This window comes from Klebsiella sp. C283, assembly GCF_048822555.1.
GTDB classification, from domain to species: Bacteria; Pseudomonadota; Gammaproteobacteria; order Enterobacterales; family Enterobacteriaceae; genus Klebsiella; species Klebsiella quasipneumoniae.
The window spans coordinates 484,733-502,215 of sequence record NZ_JBMEZS010000001.1 but is presented as its reverse complement, the minus strand read 5'-3'; the positions used below and the strand labels follow the sequence as shown (position 1 = coordinate 502,215).

Sequence of the window (17,483 nt, the reverse complement as noted above, 5' to 3'; positions counted from 1 at the left end):
GGTTACTCCTTACAGCTTCTCAACCTGGACGAGGTTGGTATGCGACGGGTTCCCCTTCGCCAGCGGCGAGGGGCGCTGGGTGGTCAGCACGTTAATGCTGCCCGCCTGATCCACGCGCGAGGCGTCCGGGTTATACCAGGCCCCTTCCCCCAGCGCGACCACGCCCGGCATCATGCGCGGGGTCACCTTCGCTTCGATATGCACTTCCCCACGGTCGTTGAAGATGCGAATGCGATCGCCGTTGGCAATGCCGCGCTGGCGGGCATCGATCGGGTTAATCCACATCTCCTGCCGACAGGCAGCCTTCAGTACATCGACGTTGCCGTAGGTTGAATGGACGCGCGATTTATAGTGGAAGCCGGTCAGCTGTAGCGGGTATTTCGCCGTCAGCGGATCGTTGTAGTTTTCGAAGCCCGGGGTGTAGATCGGCAGCGGATCGATGACATCGCCTTCCGGCAGCTCCCAGGTGGCGGCGATTTTCGCCAGCGCCTGCGAATAGATTTCAATCTTGCCCGAAGGCGTGGTCAGCGGATTAGCCTGCGGATCCTCACGGAAGGCTTTATAAGCCACATGGTGCCCTTGCGGATCGCGCTGCTTATAGATGCCCTGCTGACGGAAGGTGTCGAAATCCGGCAGGTCGGGAATCGCTGTGCGCGACTGCTCATACAGATAGCGCATCCAGCCTTCCTGGGTACGGCCTTCGGTAAATTTTTCCTCGACGCCGAGGCGCTTCGCCAGCTCGCTGGTCATCTCATAGATAGTTTTGCATTCGAAACGCGGATTGATGGCCTGGTCGGCAAAGATGACGTAGGACATGTTGCCGCAGGAGGCATCCAGCGCGAAATCCATCTGCTCAGAGGCGGTGCAGTCCGGCAGCAGAATATCGGCGTATTTCGCTGACGAGGTCATATGGCAGTCGATGACCACAATCATCTCGCACTTCTTGTCGTCCTGCAGGATCTCGTGGGTGCGGTTAATCTCTGAGTGCTGGTTGATCAGGCAGTTGCCCGCATAGTTCCAGATCATTTTGATCGGCACATCGAGCTTATCTTTGCCACGCACCCCATCGCGCAGGGCGGTCATTTCCGGGCCGCGCTCAATCGCATCGGTCCACATAAACATCGAGATGCTGGTCTGAACCGGATTCTCCAGCGTCGGCATGCGCTCAAACGGCAGGCTGTAGGAGCCCTCGCGCGCGCCGCTGTTGCCGCCGTTGATCCCGACGTTACCGGTCAGAATGGCGAGCATCGCGATAGCCCGGGTGGCGATTTCGCCGTTGGCGTGACGCTGCGGCCCCCAGCCCTGGCTGATATAGGCCGGTTTGGCGCTGGCAATTTCGCGCGCCAGTTTAACAATGCGTTCGCGCGGAATACCGGTTATGGCCGAGGCCCACTCCGGCGTTTTGGCGATACCGTCGGCGCCCTGGCCAAGGATCCAGGCTTTATAGTGGCCATTGGCCGGGGCATCGGCAGGCAAGGTTTTCTCGTCGTATCCCACACAGTATTTATCGAGGAACGGCTGATCGACCAGATTCTCGGTGATCATCACCCACGCCAGACCCGATACCAGTGCCGCATCGGTACCGGGGCGAATCGGGATCCATTCATCTTCGCGTCCGGCGCCGGTGTCGGTATAGCGCGGATCGATAATGATCATCCGGGCATTGGATTTCTGGCGCGCCTGCTCAAGATAGTAGGTCACCCCGCCGCCGCTCATCCGCGTTTCCCCGGGGTTGTTGCCGAACAGCACCACCAGCTGGCTGTTTTCAATATCCGATGGACTATTGCCGTCGGCCCAGCCGCCGTAGGTATAATTGAGGCCCTCGGCAATCTGCGCCGAAGAGTAATCGCCATAGTGGTTCAGATAACCGCCGCAGCAGTTCATCAGACGGGCAATCAGCGTTTTTCCTGGCGGCCAGGAACGAGTCAGCGTGCCGCCGAGCGTACCGGTGCCGTAGTTCAGATAGATGGATTCGTTGCCGTATTCTTTAATCAGCCGCTGCGTCGTGCTGGCGATGATATCGAACGCCTCTTCCCAGCTGATTTGCTCGAATTTACCCTCACCGCGTTTGCCTACGCGCTTCATCGGATATTTCAGCCGATCGGGGTTATAAACCCGGCGGCGCATAGACCGCCCGCGCAGGCAGGCGCGCACCTGATGCAGGCCGTCATAGTTATCGTCACCGGTATTATCGGTTTCGACGTATTTAATCGCGCCATCCACCACGTGCATGCGCAGCGGGCAGCGGCTGCCGCAGTTGACGGTACAGGCACTCCAGACCACCTTCTCGTTGGCGGGTGCCGGCGTATCGGCGGCATGCGCCAGTCGGGTAAAGGGTAACGTTAGTGCGTTGCTGGCCAGCGCCAGGCCGCCTATTGCCGTGGTTTTCATCAGACCACGGCGGCTTACCTCAGCAGCCAGTAAAGCATCGGGGGCTTTAATTTTCATGGATACTCGCTTTGGTTGCTCACAATAAACTGACAAGCGCTATATAGTCATATATATATTGCTTTGAAATATTATTGGTTTTTTATGCTGGTTTAATCCAAAGGGAGTATCACTGCATTCGCGGATGGGATTATTGCCCGGTATCAATAAGGATGTAAAAAAAGCGCCCGCAGGCGCTTTTAAGGGAGAAGGTAAAAATTAACCGATATATTCGAGGCCGCGCATATACGGGCGCAGGATTTCCGGGATCTCGATACGGCCATCGGCCTGCTGATAGTTTTCCATCAGCGCCACCAGGGTACGACCTACCGCCAGACCAGAACCATTCAGAGTATGAACGAGGCGAGTCTTCTTGTCGGACTTGCTGCGGCAGCGGGCCTGCATACGACGCGCCTGGAAATCCCAGACGTTAGAGCAGGAAGAGATTTCACGGTAGGTGTTCTGCGCCGGAACCCACACTTCGAGGTCGTAGGTTTTGCAGGCGCTGAAGCCCATATCGCCGGTGCACAGCGCGACCTTACGGTACGGCAGACCCAGCAGCTGCAGCACTTTCTCGGCGTGGCCGGTCATCTCTTCCAGCGCCGCCATCGAGTCTTCCGGACGGACAATCTGCACCATTTCAACTTTATCGAACTGGTGCATACGGATCAGACCGCGGGTGTCGCGACCATAAGAACCTGCTTCGGAACGGAAGCACGGCGTATGGGCGGTCATTTTTATCGGCAGATCGTCTTCATCGATAATTTCATCACGCACCAGGTTGGTCAGCGGCACTTCCGCCGTCGGGATCAGCGCGTAGTTGCTGTTGTCAGCCTCTTCTTCCAGCGGACGGGTATGGAACAGGTCGCCGGCGAATTTCGGCAACTGGCCGGTGCCATACAGGGTGTCCTGGTTAACCAAGTACGGGACATAGTTTTCGCTATAGCCATGCTGTTCAGTGTGCAGATCCAGCATGAACTGCGCCAGGGCGCGGTGCAGACGGGCCAGCTGGCCTTTCATCACCACGAAGCGCGAACCGGTGAGCTTAACGGCGGCGGCAAAATCCAGCCCCCCGTGCATTTCACCCAGCGTCACGTGATCGCGCACGTCGAAATCGAACTGGCGCGGCGTGCCCCAGCGGCTGACTTCAACGTTGTCGTTTTCGTCACGGCCAACCGGCACGTCATCGTGAGGTATATTCGGGATCGCCAGCGCGATATCGCGGATTTCCGCCAGCAGCGCTTCCAGCTCGGATTTTGCGGCATCCAGCTGTTCGCCGAGTTTGTTCACTTCCAGGCGTAATGGCTCGATGTCTTCCCCGCGCGCTTTCGCCTGGCCAATGGATTTCGATCGGGAGTTGCGCTCCGCCTGCAGGTTTTCCGTTTGCACCTGCAGAACTTTACGACGCTCTTCAAGCGCGCGAAGTTTATCTACATCCAGCTTAAAGCCCCGGCGTGCCAGTTTTTCTGCGACTGCGTCTGGCTCGGTACGCAGCAGATTGGGATCGAGCATGCTTATCCTGTGCTTATCGAATTAAAAAAAGAATAGTGGCCGCAGACTACGACCACGGAAATAGTGTAATAACCTTACCGCAACGCCTCAATTAGCGGTAGCGTTTTATCGGGCTATTTTGATCCTGTTCAGCGAGCCAGGCGAGCTTTTCGCCAATTTTGCCCTCAAGCCCCCGGTTTGTCGGGTGATAATAGCGCGTTTGCGCCATTTCCTGCGGGAAGTACTGCTCACCGGCGGCGTAGGCGTTAGGTTCGTCATGAGCGTAACGATACTCCTGCCCGTAGCCCATCTCTTTCATCAGCTTCGTCGGCGCATTGCGCAGATGCACCGGAACGTCATAGTCCGGACGGTCTCGCGCGTCGGCCAGCGCCGCTTTAAAGGCGGTGTAGACCGCATTGCTCTTCGGCGCGCAGGCCAGATAGACAATGGCCTGGGCAATCGCCCGCTCGCCTTCCGCCGGCCCGACGCGGGTAAAGCAGTCCCACGCCGAAATGGCCACCTGCATCGCCCGCGGGTCGGCGTTGCCGACGTCTTCCGAGGCAATCGCCAGACAACGGCGGGCAACGTACAGCGGATCGCCCCCGGCGGTGATGATCCGCGCGTACCAGTAGAGCGCCGCGTCCGGCGCGCTCCCGCGCACTGACTTATGCAGGGCGGAAATCAAATCGTAGAAACGGTCGCCTTTATTATCAAAGCGCGCGCTGCGCTCGCCGGCGATCTCGGTCAGCAGTTCCGCCTTCAGCACCCGCTTGCCCGCATCATCGCTCTCGGCCATATCGGCCATCATTTCCAGGGTATTCAGCGCCCGCCGCGCATCGCCGTTCACCAGTTCGGCGATGGCCCTGCGGGTCTCATCCGGCAAAACGATATCCTGGCCGCCGTAGCCGCGGGTTTTATCGTGCATCGCCTGGTCAAGCACCTGCTCGATATCGTCGGTGGTGAGCGATTTCAGTAAGTAGACGCGGGCGCGGGAGAGCAGCGCCGAGTTAAGCTCAAAGGAGGGATTTTCGGTGGTCGCGCCAATAAAGGTGATGGTGCCATCTTCAATATGCGGCAGAAAGGCATCCTGCTGGCTTTTATTGAAGCGATGCACTTCGTCAACAAACAGAATCGTTCGTCGGCCGGCGTGGCGATTCTGCCGCGCGCGCTCAATGGCCTCGCGGATCTCTTTCACCCCGGAGGTCACCGCCGAGATCCGTTCGACATCGGCGCTGGCATAGCGGGCGATCACTTCCGCCAGGGTAGTCTTGCCGGTGCCCGGCGGCCCCCAGAGGATCATCGAATGCAGGTGCCCGGCTTCGATCGCCCGCGGCAGGGGTTTGCCCGGCGCCAGCAGGTGCTGCTGGCCAATATACTGCGCTAAATTTTCTGGCCGCATGCGAGCGGCCAGAGGTTGAAACGCGTTGTCGGAAAAATCGAGCGACAGATTGCTCACTTTCGCCTCTACTTACGTTGATCGTCCACCGTCACCCCTTTCGGCGGCGTAAAGGTGAACTTAGATGCGTCGACGGCGCCGTTCTGCTGCGATTTCAGCTGATAGCTGCTGCGCTGATCATCCTGCTCGACGGCGCTGAACTGATGGATGGTGCCGTCCCGACCGACGTTGATCGTGAACTGCTTCAGGTTGCCGCTGCCGCTTTTCGGCGTCAGCACAAAATCATCGCCGTTTTGTTTGATATTGTACTGCTGCCAGTCGCTGGACTGGTTGCGGGCAATCAGCATAAACGGCGTGTTGCTGGTGGCGTCTTTCAGCCAGGTCGCCGTGGCCTGCTCGACGAACGGGTTATAGAACCACAGGGTTTTACCATCCGAAACGAGGACGCTCTCATCCGGCTGGGTCATATGCCAGTTAAACAGATTCGGGCGTTTTACCCACAGGTCGCCCTGTCCGTCCTGCACGGCGTTGCCGCTGCCGTCGGTGACTTTTTGCGTGAAGCTGGCATGGAAGCTGCTCACTTTATCAAGACGGCTTTTTAAGTCACTGGCCGCATCTGCCCAGACCTGGCTGACGACCATACCAGACAGTAATGCACAGGTGATTGCGAGTTTTTTCATTGTTCTTCCTTTATGTGCGTCACTCCCGACGCGGGAGCCTCTTCTGCCCCTAATGTAGGACCGCCGACGGCGGCGGGACAGAAGAATTGGCTGATTTTGCGCTTATTTACCCAACTTTGCACTCATTCAAAGGGCGGCGGCGCCAGTACTTCGCGGTTACCGTTATGGCCCTGCTCGCTGACAATGCCCTGCGCTTCCATCTGTTCGATAATACGCGCGGCACGGTTATAGCCGATGCGGAACTGGCGCTGCACCCCGGAAATCGACGCTTTACGCTTCTCGGTCACAAAGCTGACCGCCTGATCGAACAGCGGATCCAGCTCTTCACCACCGTCGAAGCCACCGCCGCCGCCTTCGCTTTCGCTGTCGGAGGTAATGCCGTCTACATACTGCGGACGACCGCGGGCTTTCCAGTCCTGAACCACGGCGTGGACTTCCTGGTCGCGAACAAACGCCCCATGGACGCGCACCGGCGTGGTGGAGTTCGGCCCGGAGTAGAGCATGTCCCCCATCCCGAGCAGCGATTCCGCACCGCCCTGATCCAGAATGGTACGCGAGTCAATTTTGCTCGACACGGTAAAAGCGATGCGCGTCGGAATGTTGGCCTTAATCAGACCGGTAATGACATCCACCGACGGACGCTGCGTCGCCAGCACCAGGTGGATCCCCGCCGCACGCGCTTTCTGCGCCAGGCGAGCGATCAGCTCTTCCACCTTCTTACCGACGGTCATCATCAGGTCGGCGAATTCGTCCACCAGCACCACAATGTACGGCAGCTTTTCCAGTACCGGGTGCACGGCGTCCATACTGTCGCCTGGCTTCCAGTACGGATCCGGGATCGGACGACCCATGCGCGCCGCTTCTGCAATCTTCTCGTTATAGCCCGCCAGGTTACGCACGCCCAGCGCCGACATCAGCTTGTAGCGACGCTCCATCTCGTTGACGCTCCAGCGCAGCGCATTGGCGGCGTCTTTCATGTCGGTAACCACTTCCGTCAGCAGGTGCGGAATACCTTCGTAGACCGACAGCTCCAGCATTTTCGGGTCGATCATGATGAAACGCACATCTTCCGGCTGCGCCTTGTAGAGCATGCTGAGGATCATGGCGTTGACGCCGACCGACTTACCGGAACCGGTGGTACCGGCCACCAGCAGGTGCGGCATTTTCGCCAGATCGGCCACCACCGGATCGCCGGCGATGTCTTTACCCAGCACCACGGTCAGCGGTGACGGGTTATCACGGAACTTGCTGTTGTCGAGCACTTCACGCAGGTAGACGGTCTGGCGCTTTTTATTCGGCAGCTCAAGCCCGACATACGGTTTACCCGGGATCACCTCCACCACGCGCACGGCGACCGTGGACAGCGAACGCGCCAGATCCCGTGACAGGTTAGAGATTCGCGCCGCTTTGACGCCAGGCGCCAGATTCAGTTCGAAGCGGGTGATCACCGGCCCCGGCGAGTAGTTCACCACATCCGCTTTAATGCGGAAATCGGCGAGTCGCGCTTCCACCAGTCGTGCCATCTGCTCGAGAGCAAAGGTATCCACCGGCTCGACTTCACTGGGCGGCGGCGTAAGCAGATCCAGCGACGGCAGCGGCGTCGTCGGCTTTTGCAGCGGTCGACTATCGCCATTGCGCATCAGCAGCGGGTGGATCAGGCTCTCCTGCGGCGCAGGCGCGGCAGGCTGATGCCCCGGCGGGGTAACCGGCTGGTGCTGCGGCACGGACTGCGGCGCAGTCTGGTAAGGCTGCGGCGGCACTGGCTGATGATGTACCGGCTGGTGCTGCGCAGGTTGATAACCCTGCTGCGGAGCGGCGGCCGGTTGTTGATAGTGCTGGGCTGGCTGCTGCGGCTGTACTTCAGGTGTCGGCGTAAACAGCGGCTCGCTCGGCCCCTCATTGACCAGAGTTTTCATCGGCGAGAATTCGTAATCCGCCGGCGAGAACGGATTGGCGCCCGGCGGCTGCTCGGAGGCGTAGCGCTGCTGCTGGGTGGCGGCAAACTGGCGCGCCAGCTCCGCTTCCGCCGCGGCGTCGGCATCATCGTCATCAGTCGCGTTATCGTCTTCCCAGCGATGGCCATAGCGCTGCTGTTGAGTGGCGGCGAACTGGCGAGCCAGTTCATCCTGCTCCATAGCATCCGCTTCCTCATCCGAGAGCAGCCCATCATCATAATGGGGGTCTCGCTCTGCCTGCCGCGCGCGCTGCTCTGCTTCCCGCTGCGACGGTAGCTTGATGCCGTAGGAGGCCAATTCCCGACGCGTCGGGACGCGAACGCGATTAGGCCGCGGTAGTTTTGGACCAATGCCCTCTTTCACCTGTACCCGCGGTCCGCTGGAGGCCGGGCTGAACAATGGCGCCGTCGCTGCGGACGCGGCGGTCGCCGTCGTCGCGGCCGCTGAGCCGCCGCTGGCAGCCGTTGCCTGATGCACCCCGGCCGCCACCGCAGAAACCACGGTTGACTCCACGGGCGGTTTGGACGTGGCGGCTGGCGGCGTCAGCGGTTTGGTGGCGATCGGGCTTTCCGGCTCCGGAATAGGCTGATACCAGGAAGCCAGCAGCTCGCGTTCGCGCGCCCGCTTCTCTTCCACTTCCTCGAAGTAATAGAGCGGCGGACGTTTCACTTCTTCCTGCACGGCCTCAGGCTCTGGCTGCGCGGCAGGTACCGGCGCGGGCTCAGGCTGATACGCCTGCGGCGCGGGCTGACCGGCATGCGGATCGTAAACCGGCTGCTGATACTGTGCAGGCTCGGGTTGATACCCCTGCGGCGCGGGCTGACCGGCATGCGGATCGTAAACCGGCTGCTGATACTGTGCAGGCTCGGGTTGATACCCCTGCGGCGCAGGCTGTTGCCCGGCATATGGATCGTAAACCGGCTGCTGGTGCGGCGCATGCTCGGGTTGATACCCCTGCGGCGCAGGCTGTTGTCCGGCATACGGATCGTAAACCGGCTGCTGATACTGTGCAGGCTCGGGTTGATACCCCTGCGGCGCAGGCTGACCGGCATGCGGATCGTAAACCGGCTGCTGATACTGTGCAGGCTCGGATTGATAGCCCTGCGGCGCAGGCTGACCGGCATGCGGATCGTAAACCGGCTGCTGATACTGTGCAGGTTCGGATTGATAGCCCTGCGGCGCAGGCTGTTGTCCGGCATGCGGATCGTAAACCGGCTGTTGATACTGCGCTGGCTCTGGCTGATACGCCTGCGGCGCGGGTTGCCCCGCTGGCGGCTGATAAGCAGCCTGCTGGAACGGGGCGGGTTCAGGCTGGTAGGCCTGCTGCGGCGGATAGCTGGCTTCTGGCTGATAAGCCGGCGCAGCGCCCTGATGGCCCGCCGTCGACTCGCCCCACGCCTGCGGCGCGGCAGTGGCCGCCGCCGCTGCGCCCACCGGCTCAGCGATACTGTGGCCGTTCAGCAACGGATCGTAAGGGTCGAAATCGCCCGGGCGCGCGGCGCTGGCGCCGGAAAATAGCACATCATTCTCTGCGGGACGCGCGGCGCTGGCGCCGGAAAACAGTACATCGTCGGCGGCGACAGGCGCACCGCTGGCGCTGTACTGCACGGCCTCTTCCCCGTCGTCCATCCGTTTGCCGGAGAAAAGCGCCGCGTCGGTTTTACGCCCCATAGGGTTGGTAAACTTCTCGGCCAGACGTTTACGCCGCGCCAGCGCGCTGCGCAAGATACGGGCCCGACGCGACTCCTGGGGGGTTGCCGCCTCTTCGTCGTCGTACTCTTCATCGTCGTCTTCGTATTCGCCTTCATCGACCCAGGTATCATCCCGACGGGTGCGGTTGCTGGCAAAGGTGAGTACGGACAGGATGCCGCCGCCCAGTTTTTCCGCAATGCTGACCCACGACCAGCCGGTAAACAGCGTCAGGCCGGCCGCCCAGATGCACAACAGAGCGATGGTGCCGCCGCTGCTGTGCAGCAGCGGTTGCAGGGTGGTGCTCAGCAGGCTGCCAATCACCCCGCCAGAGGCGAAGTACCAGATATCATCGGCGTTAATCGCCGCCAGACCGCAGGAGGTCAGGATCAGGGCTAACGCACCGATGAGACGCAGAGAAACGGCGAAATAATCAATGTATTCGTCGTTTTCCTGATGCCGCCAGGCAAACCAGCATCCGCCGATGATGATCACCGGGATGGTATAGGCCATGACGCCAAAAATGAAAAACAGGGTATCGGCAAGCCACGCGCCGGGGGCGCCGCCTAAATTATGAATAGGCTCATGCCATGCCGTTTGCGACCAGCTTGGGTCCGAGGGGTTAAAGCTCAGTAATGCCGCCATCAGCCAGATGGCGAAGAGGGAGCAAAGGATGAGCATCGCCTCAAGGAGTCGGCGCCCGCTGCTGAGTTTGGTAAGTTTGACTTCTTTGTCTTCGGTGTATTCCTGGCTCAAGAAAGGCTCTCCAGGTATCAGGCTGTTTCCTGCCTGCTGCTAAAACGGACAACAGCGCCGGGTCTCCCCGGCACTGTTGCTGTATGGATTAACAGGAGTGTAATCAAACTACGTCGAGTTTGCACCTGTTCCGTGTTAGCGCGTCTTAATAACCAGACGATTACTTTGCTTGACTTCTTCCATTACCACATAGGTACGGGTGTCGTTAACGCCCGGCAGGCGCAGCAAGGTCTCGCCCAGTAATTTACGATACGCTGACATATCCGGTACGCGGGTTTTCAACAGATAGTCGAAATCACCGGAAACCAGATGACACTCTTGAATTTCTTCAAGTTTTTGCACTGCGGCGTTAAATTGCTCAAACACATCCGGTGCGCCACGATTCAGAGTAATCTCAACAAATACCAGAAGTGATGCATCCAGATAATGCGGGTTGAGCAGCGCCGTATAGCCCTGAATAAAACCCTGTCTTTCAAGACGACGCACACGCTCAAGGCAAGGCGTCGGAGAAAGTCCCACCCGTTTAGAAAGCTCGACGTTAGAAATTCGCCCATCTTTTTGCAATTCATTCAGGATGTTACGATCAATGCGGTCGAGATCTTTGCCAGGGCGCTTCTTGCTATCTACCATTATTATTGTCTCTCTGTATTCCTTCCCTACTCCTGTTCCGGCTCTGTGCCTTCACTGCCAGAGCCCATCCTGTTATTACCCGTACGACATTAGGTAACCCAGGGGTACGTGAGAAGCCCGTTGCCTGACGGCAGTCACCGATATCACGCATGGCGTCTGTCCACACCATGCGTAGATTTCGTTAACCCGGATAAAAATGGCATTTGCGTGCATGAAAATTCGCCGCACGCCAAATACTGCTTTTTTTCTTCCTTGAATGTTTTCGCAAAAGCACAGGGGATTGTCAAAGCAAAACATCGATTTTTAGTACAAGATGCCAGATATTCATCATCCACCCTGGTTGATTCTCATTTTTTCGTCTTATAATTGTCCCGCCAACAGTAGAAATAGTTATATTCCTTGCCGGGAAAATCGCCAATTCATCGGCCGCTTCTATTGCACACATCGTTAACAAAATCGCTGCGCTCTTTTTTTACGACAACAAATTCCCTACAATCCCAGCCCAATGTATGCCAATTATTATGGGGATCTCATGGGCACAGCCAAACACAGTAAACTGCTTATTCTTGGTTCTGGACCTGCGGGATACACCGCGGCGGTCTATGCCGCGCGCGCCAACCTGCAACCGGTGCTGATCACCGGGATGGAAAAAGGCGGTCAGCTGACCACCACGACGGAAGTGGAAAACTGGCCAGGCGATCCGAACGATTTGACCGGTCCGCTGCTGATGGAGCGCATGCACGAACATGCCGCGAAATTTGAAACCGAGATTATTTTCGACCATATCAGCCGCGTCGACCTGCAAAACCGGCCGTTCCGTCTGACCGGCGACAGCGGCGAATACACCTGTGACGCGCTGATTATCGCCACCGGCGCTTCAGCCCGTTACCTGGGTCTGCCTTCCGAAGAAGCCTTCAAGGGCCGCGGCGTTTCCGCGTGCGCCACCTGTGACGGATTCTTCTATCGCAACCAGAAAGTGGCGGTGATCGGCGGTGGCAACACCGCGGTTGAAGAGGCCCTGTATCTGTCGAACATCGCCTCTGAGGTACATCTGATCCACCGTCGCGATTCCTTCCGTGCGGAAAAAATCCTCATCAAACGCCTGATGGACAAAGTGGCAAGCGGCAACATCGTGCTGCATACCGATCGCACCCTCGAAGAGGTGACCGGCGACCAGATGGGCGTCAGCGGCCTGCGTCTGCGCGATACCAAAAACAGCGACAACGTCGAGTCCCTGGAAGTAGCCGGTCTGTTTGTCGCCATCGGCCACAGCCCGAACACCGCCATCTTTGAAGGTCAGCTGGAGCTGGAGAACGGCTACATCAAAGTGCAGTCCGGTATCCACGGCAACGCGACCCAGACCAGCATCCCGGGCGTGTTTGCCGCCGGCGATGTCATGGACCATATTTATCGTCAGGCTATCACCTCCGCCGGCACCGGCTGCATGGCGGCGCTGGACGCTGAACGTTACCTCGACGGTCTGGCTGACGCGTGCAAATAATCTTTACAAGTCAGTAACAAAGGTAAAGAAGGCGACGAAAAGTCGCCTTTATTTTTGCCGCGATGTAACATTGCCGTGCCCAATATTCCCATAACGACACCTGCTAAGCGCGCAATGAATAAAACCCGTCAACAAGAGTTAACCCGCTGGTTAAAACAGCAAAGCATTATCTCCCGTCGCTGGTTGATGATTTCCCGCCTCCTCGGCGTGGCGAGCGGTCTGCTGATCGTGGCGCAGGCCTGGTTCCTGGCGCGGATCCTGCACCGGATGGTGATGGAGAATATTCCTGCGACCGCCCTGCTGCTGCCGCTGACCCTGCTGGTGCTGACCTTTGTGCTGCGCGCCTGGGTGGTCTGGCTGCGTGAACGGGTCGGCTTTCAGGCCGGGCAGCATATTCGCTATGAAATTCGCCGCCAGGTGCTCGACCGTCTCCAGCAGGCGGGCCCGGCGTGGATCCAGGGCAAACCGGCCGGCAGCTGGGCGACGCTTATCCTCGAGCAGATCGACGATATGCATGACTATTATGCCCGCTACCTGCCGCAGATGACGCTAGCGGCCTGCGTGCCGCTGCTGATCGTTATCACTATTTTCCCGATCAACTGGGCCGCCGCGCTGATCCTCCTCGGCACCGCGCCGCTGATCCCCCTGTTTATGGCCCTGGTTGGGATGGGCGCCGCCGATGCCAACCGGCGTAACTTCCAGGCGCTGGCCCGCCTCAGCGGCCACTTCCTCGACCGTCTGCGCGGCATGGAAACCTTGCGTATTTTTCACCGCGGTCAGGCCGAAACGGATAATATTCGCGACGCCTCACAGGATTTTCGCCAACGCACCATGGAAGTCCTGCGCCTGGCGTTCCTCTCCTCCGGAGTACTGGAGTTTTTCACCTCGCTCTCCATTGCGCTGGTAGCGGTTTATTTCGGCTTCTCATACCTTGGCGAACTTAACTTCGGCCACTATGGCGCGGGCGTCACGCTGATGGCGGGCTTCCTGACGCTGATCCTCGCCCCGGAGTTTTTCCAGCCATTACGCGACCTGGGCACCTTCTACCATGCCAAAGCCCAGGCCGTCGGCGCTGCGGACAGTCTGAAAACGTTTATGGAAACCCCGCTGACCCAGGTGGAGCGTGGCGAAAAAACCTTAAATGATAACGATCTGATTGGCGTGGAAGCACGCGATCTGCTGATTAAATCTCCCGACGGGAAAGTCCTCGCCGGGCCGCTGAATTTTTCACTGCCTGCAGGCGCGCGGGTGGTGCTGGTGGGGCAGAGCGGCTCAGGGAAAAGTTCCCTGCTGAACACCCTGCTCGGCTTTTTGCCCTATGAAGGTTCGCTGAAGGTCAACGGCGTCGAGCTGCGCGAGCTGGACGCCGATCGCTGGCGTCGCCTGTTAAGCTGGGTGGGGCAGAATCCCCAGCTTCCTGCCGCCACGCTGCGGGAAAATGTGCTGCTGGCGTGGCCGGAAGCCAGCGATGCCCAGCTTCGGCTGGCGCTGGACAAGGCCTGGGTGAGCGAGTTTATCGCTCTGCTGCCGGATGGGATCCATACCGCCGTGGGCGATCAGGCGGGCCGTCTGTCGGTCGGCCAGGCGCAGCGTATCGCGGTCGCCCGCGCGCTGTTGGTGCCGTGCCGCCTGCTGCTGCTGGATGAACCCGCCGCCAGCCTCGACGCCCATAGCGAACAACGGGTCATGCAGGCGTTGACCCACGCCTCCACCCAGCAAACCACGCTGCTGGTTACCCATCAGCTTGAGGGACTGGCGGACTGGGATGCCGTCTGGGTGATGCAGGACGGACAGATTATCGAACAAGGCGACTACGCCACGCTGGCCCGCGCCGGCGGGGTCTTCTCGGCGCTGTTGGCCCATCGTCAGGAGGAGATTTAAATGCGCGCGCTCTTACCCTATCTGGCACTGTATAAACGCCACAAATGGATGCTGCTGCTCGGCATCGTACTGGCTATTGTGACCCTGCTGGCCAGTATCGGCCTGCTGACGCTCTCCGGCTGGTTTCTCTCCGCCTCTGCGGTGGTGGGCGTCGCCGGGATCTACAGTTTTAACTATATGCTGCCCGCTGCGGGCGTCCGCGGCGCAGCGATTATCCGTACCGCCGGACGCTATTTCGAGCGTCTGGTCAGCCACGATGCCACCTTCCGCGTGCTGCAGCACCTGCGCGTCTTCACCTTCAGCAAACTGCTCCCCCTCTCTCCGGCGGGGCTGGCGCGCTTTCGCCAGGGTGAACTGCTCAACCGCGTAGTCGCCGACGTCGACACCCTGGATCATCTCTACCTGCGGGTCATTTCGCCGCTGGTCGGCGCGCTGGTGGTGATTGTGGTGGTGACCTGCGGATTAAGCCTGCTCGACGTTACCCTCGCGCTGACGCTCGGCGGCATCATGCTGGTGACCCTGCTGGTTATGCCGCCGCTGTTCTATCGCGCCGGTAAACCGGCCGGAGAGAGTATGACCCAGCTGCGCGGCCAGTATCGGCAACAGCTTACCGCCTGGCTGCAGGGCCAGGCGGAGCTGATGGTGTTTAACGCCAGCGACCGCTATCGCGCGCAAATGGAAAAAACCGAGCTCAGCTGGCAGGACGCGCAGCGTCGCCAGGCCGAGCTGACCGCGCTTTCACAGGCGCTAATGCTGTTAATCGGCGGAATCGCCGTGGTGGCCATGCTCTGGCTGGCCTCAGACGGCGTCGGCGGCAACAGTCAGCCCGGGGCGCTGATCGCCCTGTTCGTCTTCTGCGCCCTGGCGGCTTTCGAAGCCCTGGCGCCCGTCACCGGCGCTTTCCAGCATTTAGGTCAGGTGATCGCCTCCGCGCTGCGGATCTCGCAGATCACTGACCAGCAGCCGGAAGTCTCCTTCGTTGAGGGCGAGGCCAGCAGGCCTGCGCAGGTGGCCTTAACCTTCAGGCAGGTCACCTTCCGCTACCCGCAGCAGCCCTCCCCCGCCCTGGAGAACATCTCCCTGCAGATTGCCGCCGGGGAACATATCGCTATTCTTGGCCGAACCGGCTGCGGAAAGTCGACGCTGTTGCAGTTGCTCACCCGCGCATGGGATCCGGCGCAGGGAGAGATATTGCTCAACGACCAGCCGCTGTCCGGGCTGAGCGAAGCCACCCTGCGGCAGTCAATGAGCGTGGTGCCGCAGCGCGTGCATCTGTTCAGCGCCACCCTGCGCGACAACCTGCGGCTGGCGGCGCCTGAGGCTGATGACACTCTGCTCTGCGCCACCCTTGAGAAGGTAGGCCTGGAAAAACTGCTGGAAGATGGCGGACTCAACGGCTGGCTGGGCGAAGGCGGACGCCAGCTTTCCGGCGGCGAACTGCGCCGGCTGGCCATTGCCCGCGCGCTGCTCCACGATGCGCCGCTGATGCTGCTGGATGAACCGACAGAAGGTCTGGATGCCGCCACCGAAAGCCAGATCCTGCATCTGCTGGCGGAAGTCATGCGCGAGAAAACCGTGCTGATGGTCACCCACCGCCTGCGAGGCCTGGCGCGTTTTAATCAGATAATAGTCATGGACAACGGCCAGATAATTGAGCAAGGTAGTCACGCGGAGCTGCTCGCTAAACAGGGCCGGTACTTCCAGTTTAAACAGCGTCTGTAGGCTATTATCTAATTTTTGCTGATGCGTATTGAGGTTAAAATGCGTCTGGTTCAGCTCTCCCGGCATTCTATCGCCTTCCCTTCTCCGGAAGGCGCCCTGCGTGAACCTAACGGCCTGCTGGCGCTCGGCGGCGATCTAAGCCCCGCGCGTCTGCTGATGGCCTATCAGCGTGGTATTTTTCCCTGGTTTTCCCCCGGCGACCCGATCCTCTGGTGGTCGCCCGATCCCCGGGCAGTGCTTTGGCCGGAGCAGTTCCATCTCAGCCGCAGCATGAAGCGCTTTCATCAGCGCTCCCCCTACCGCGTCACGCTCAATCATGCCTTTGGCGAGGTGATTGAGGGCTGCGCCAGCGATCGTGACGAAGGCACCTGGATAACCAGCAGCATCGTTCGCGCCTATCACCAGCTGCATGAGCTGGGCCATGCCCACTCTATTGAAGTCTGGCAGGAGAATACCCTGGTGGGGGGAATGTACGGCGTGGCGCAGGGGGCGTTGTTTTGCGGCGAGTCGATGTTCAGCCGGGCGGAAAATGCCTCTAAAACCGCGCTGCTGGTATTTTGCCAGGACTTTGCGCAGAGCGGCGGTAAATTAATTGACTGTCAGGTGCTGAACAACCACACCGCGTCATTAGGCGCAGTGGATATTCCCCGCCGCGATTATCTGGACTATCTGTCGGTATTACGCGGCTACCGTCTACCCGAGCGATTTTGGGTACCACGGGTGCTATTTCCGGGCGGATAATAAAATGTTTTCAGCACATTTTGCGTCAGGATGGTATAATTGCGCGGTAGAGTAGCTTCTGCCTGTTGCCCCGCCGCCGTTTGGGAATAATAAGAGTCAGATAACGCCCATCGTTCTGTCACTCCCCTTTACGTTTGCGCCTGTCACGCGGCATGGCCGTGTGTGTCCCGGGCAATGCGCCAAAACTACTTCGGCGATTCATACCCGTCATATTTCCATTGCCGGCGTGCTGACTGCGCGCCTTGCGGTAAGGTGAATGATTCAGGGTAGACACGTAAAACTTTACTTACATGATGAACTTCGGCATTATCTTGCCGGTTCAAAACTACGGTAGTGATACCCCAGAGGACTAGATGGCCAAAGAAGACAATATTGAAATGCAGGGCACCGTACTTGAAACGTTGCCTAACACTATGTTCCGCGTAGAACTGGAAAACGGTCACGTGGTAACCGCGCATATCTCCGGTAAAATGCGTAAAAACTACATCCGCATTCTGACGGGCGACAAAGTGACTGTTGAGCTGACCCCGTACGACCTGAGCAAAGGCCGCATTGTCTTCCGTAGTCGCTGATTGTTTTCGCCACTAAGGCGTCAGATGCTGAAGGCCGGGATA

11 protein-coding genes are annotated in these 17,483 nt (G+C 59.3%); 5 read left to right on the top strand and 6 right to left on the bottom strand.

What is annotated here, in order from left to right; translation table 11 throughout:
- Positions 1-9: 9 nt before the first annotated feature.
- From dmsA to lrp, 6 genes are all read right to left on the bottom strand, one after another.
- Positions 10-2,448 carry a dimethylsulfoxide reductase subunit A gene (gene dmsA, locus ACOI7Z_RS02325; RefSeq protein WP_087849040.1) on the bottom strand — a complete coding sequence of 813 codons (2,439 nt, stop codon included), beginning with the start codon at positions 2,446-2,448 and terminating at the stop codon, positions 10-12.
- A 198-nt stretch (positions 2,449-2,646) separates the two neighbouring features.
- Positions 2,647-3,939 carry a serine--tRNA ligase gene (gene serS, locus ACOI7Z_RS02320; protein WP_065881854.1) on the bottom strand — a complete coding sequence of 431 codons (1,293 nt, stop codon included), beginning with the start codon at positions 3,937-3,939 and terminating at the stop codon, positions 2,647-2,649.
- Between the two features lie 91 nt (positions 3,940-4,030).
- On the bottom strand, positions 4,031-5,374 hold the full coding sequence (rarA, locus tag ACOI7Z_RS02315) for a replication-associated recombination protein RarA (protein WP_086076087.1): 1,344 nt from the start codon (positions 5,372-5,374) through the stop codon (positions 4,031-4,033).
- 8 nt (positions 5,375-5,382) lie between these two features.
- On the bottom strand, positions 5,383-5,994 hold the full coding sequence (gene lolA / locus ACOI7Z_RS02310) for an outer membrane lipoprotein chaperone LolA (RefSeq protein ID WP_004201368.1): 612 nt from the start codon (positions 5,992-5,994) through the stop codon (positions 5,383-5,385).
- A 122-nt stretch (positions 5,995-6,116) separates the two neighbouring features.
- Entirely contained in the window at positions 6,117-10,394 is a 4,278-nt protein-coding gene (ftsK, locus tag ACOI7Z_RS02305) for a DNA translocase FtsK (protein WP_264947408.1), read from the bottom strand.
- A gap of 135 nt (positions 10,395-10,529) precedes the next feature.
- Positions 10,530-11,024 carry a leucine-responsive transcriptional regulator Lrp gene (gene lrp / locus ACOI7Z_RS02300; protein WP_000228469.1) on the bottom strand — a complete coding sequence of 165 codons (495 nt, stop codon included), beginning with the start codon at positions 11,022-11,024 and terminating at the stop codon, positions 10,530-10,532.
- A 532-nt stretch (positions 11,025-11,556) separates the two neighbouring features.
- Between lrp and trxB the strand changes: the two genes are divergently transcribed.
- The 5 genes from trxB (at position 11,557) to infA (ending at position 17,441) form a co-directional block, all read left to right on the top strand.
- Positions 11,557-12,525, top strand: coding sequence for a thioredoxin-disulfide reductase (trxB, locus tag ACOI7Z_RS02295; RefSeq protein WP_002898019.1), 969 nt, complete (start codon positions 11,557-11,559; stop codon positions 12,523-12,525).
- 114 nt (positions 12,526-12,639) lie between these two features.
- Positions 12,640-14,406 (top strand): heme ABC transporter permease/ATP-binding protein CydD, encoded by a 1,767-nt coding sequence (gene cydD / locus ACOI7Z_RS02290; protein ID WP_044521908.1) that lies wholly within the window; start codon positions 12,640-12,642, stop codon positions 14,404-14,406.
- A complete protein-coding gene (cydC, locus tag ACOI7Z_RS02285) occupies positions 14,407-16,128 on the top strand; it encodes a heme ABC transporter ATP-binding protein/permease CydC (RefSeq protein WP_023289007.1) in 1,722 nt (573 codons plus the stop codon).
- A gap of 39 nt (positions 16,129-16,167) precedes the next feature.
- The gene (aat, locus tag ACOI7Z_RS02280; RefSeq protein ID WP_023289006.1) at positions 16,168-16,869 is read left to right on the top strand and encodes a leucyl/phenylalanyl-tRNA--protein transferase; all 702 of its coding nucleotides are present in this window, start codon (positions 16,168-16,170) and stop codon (positions 16,867-16,869) included.
- A gap of 353 nt (positions 16,870-17,222) precedes the next feature.
- On the top strand, positions 17,223-17,441 hold the full coding sequence (infA, locus tag ACOI7Z_RS02275; protein WP_001040187.1) for a translation initiation factor IF-1: 219 nt from the start codon (positions 17,223-17,225) through the stop codon (positions 17,439-17,441).
- Positions 17,442-17,483: the final 42 nt, after the last annotated feature.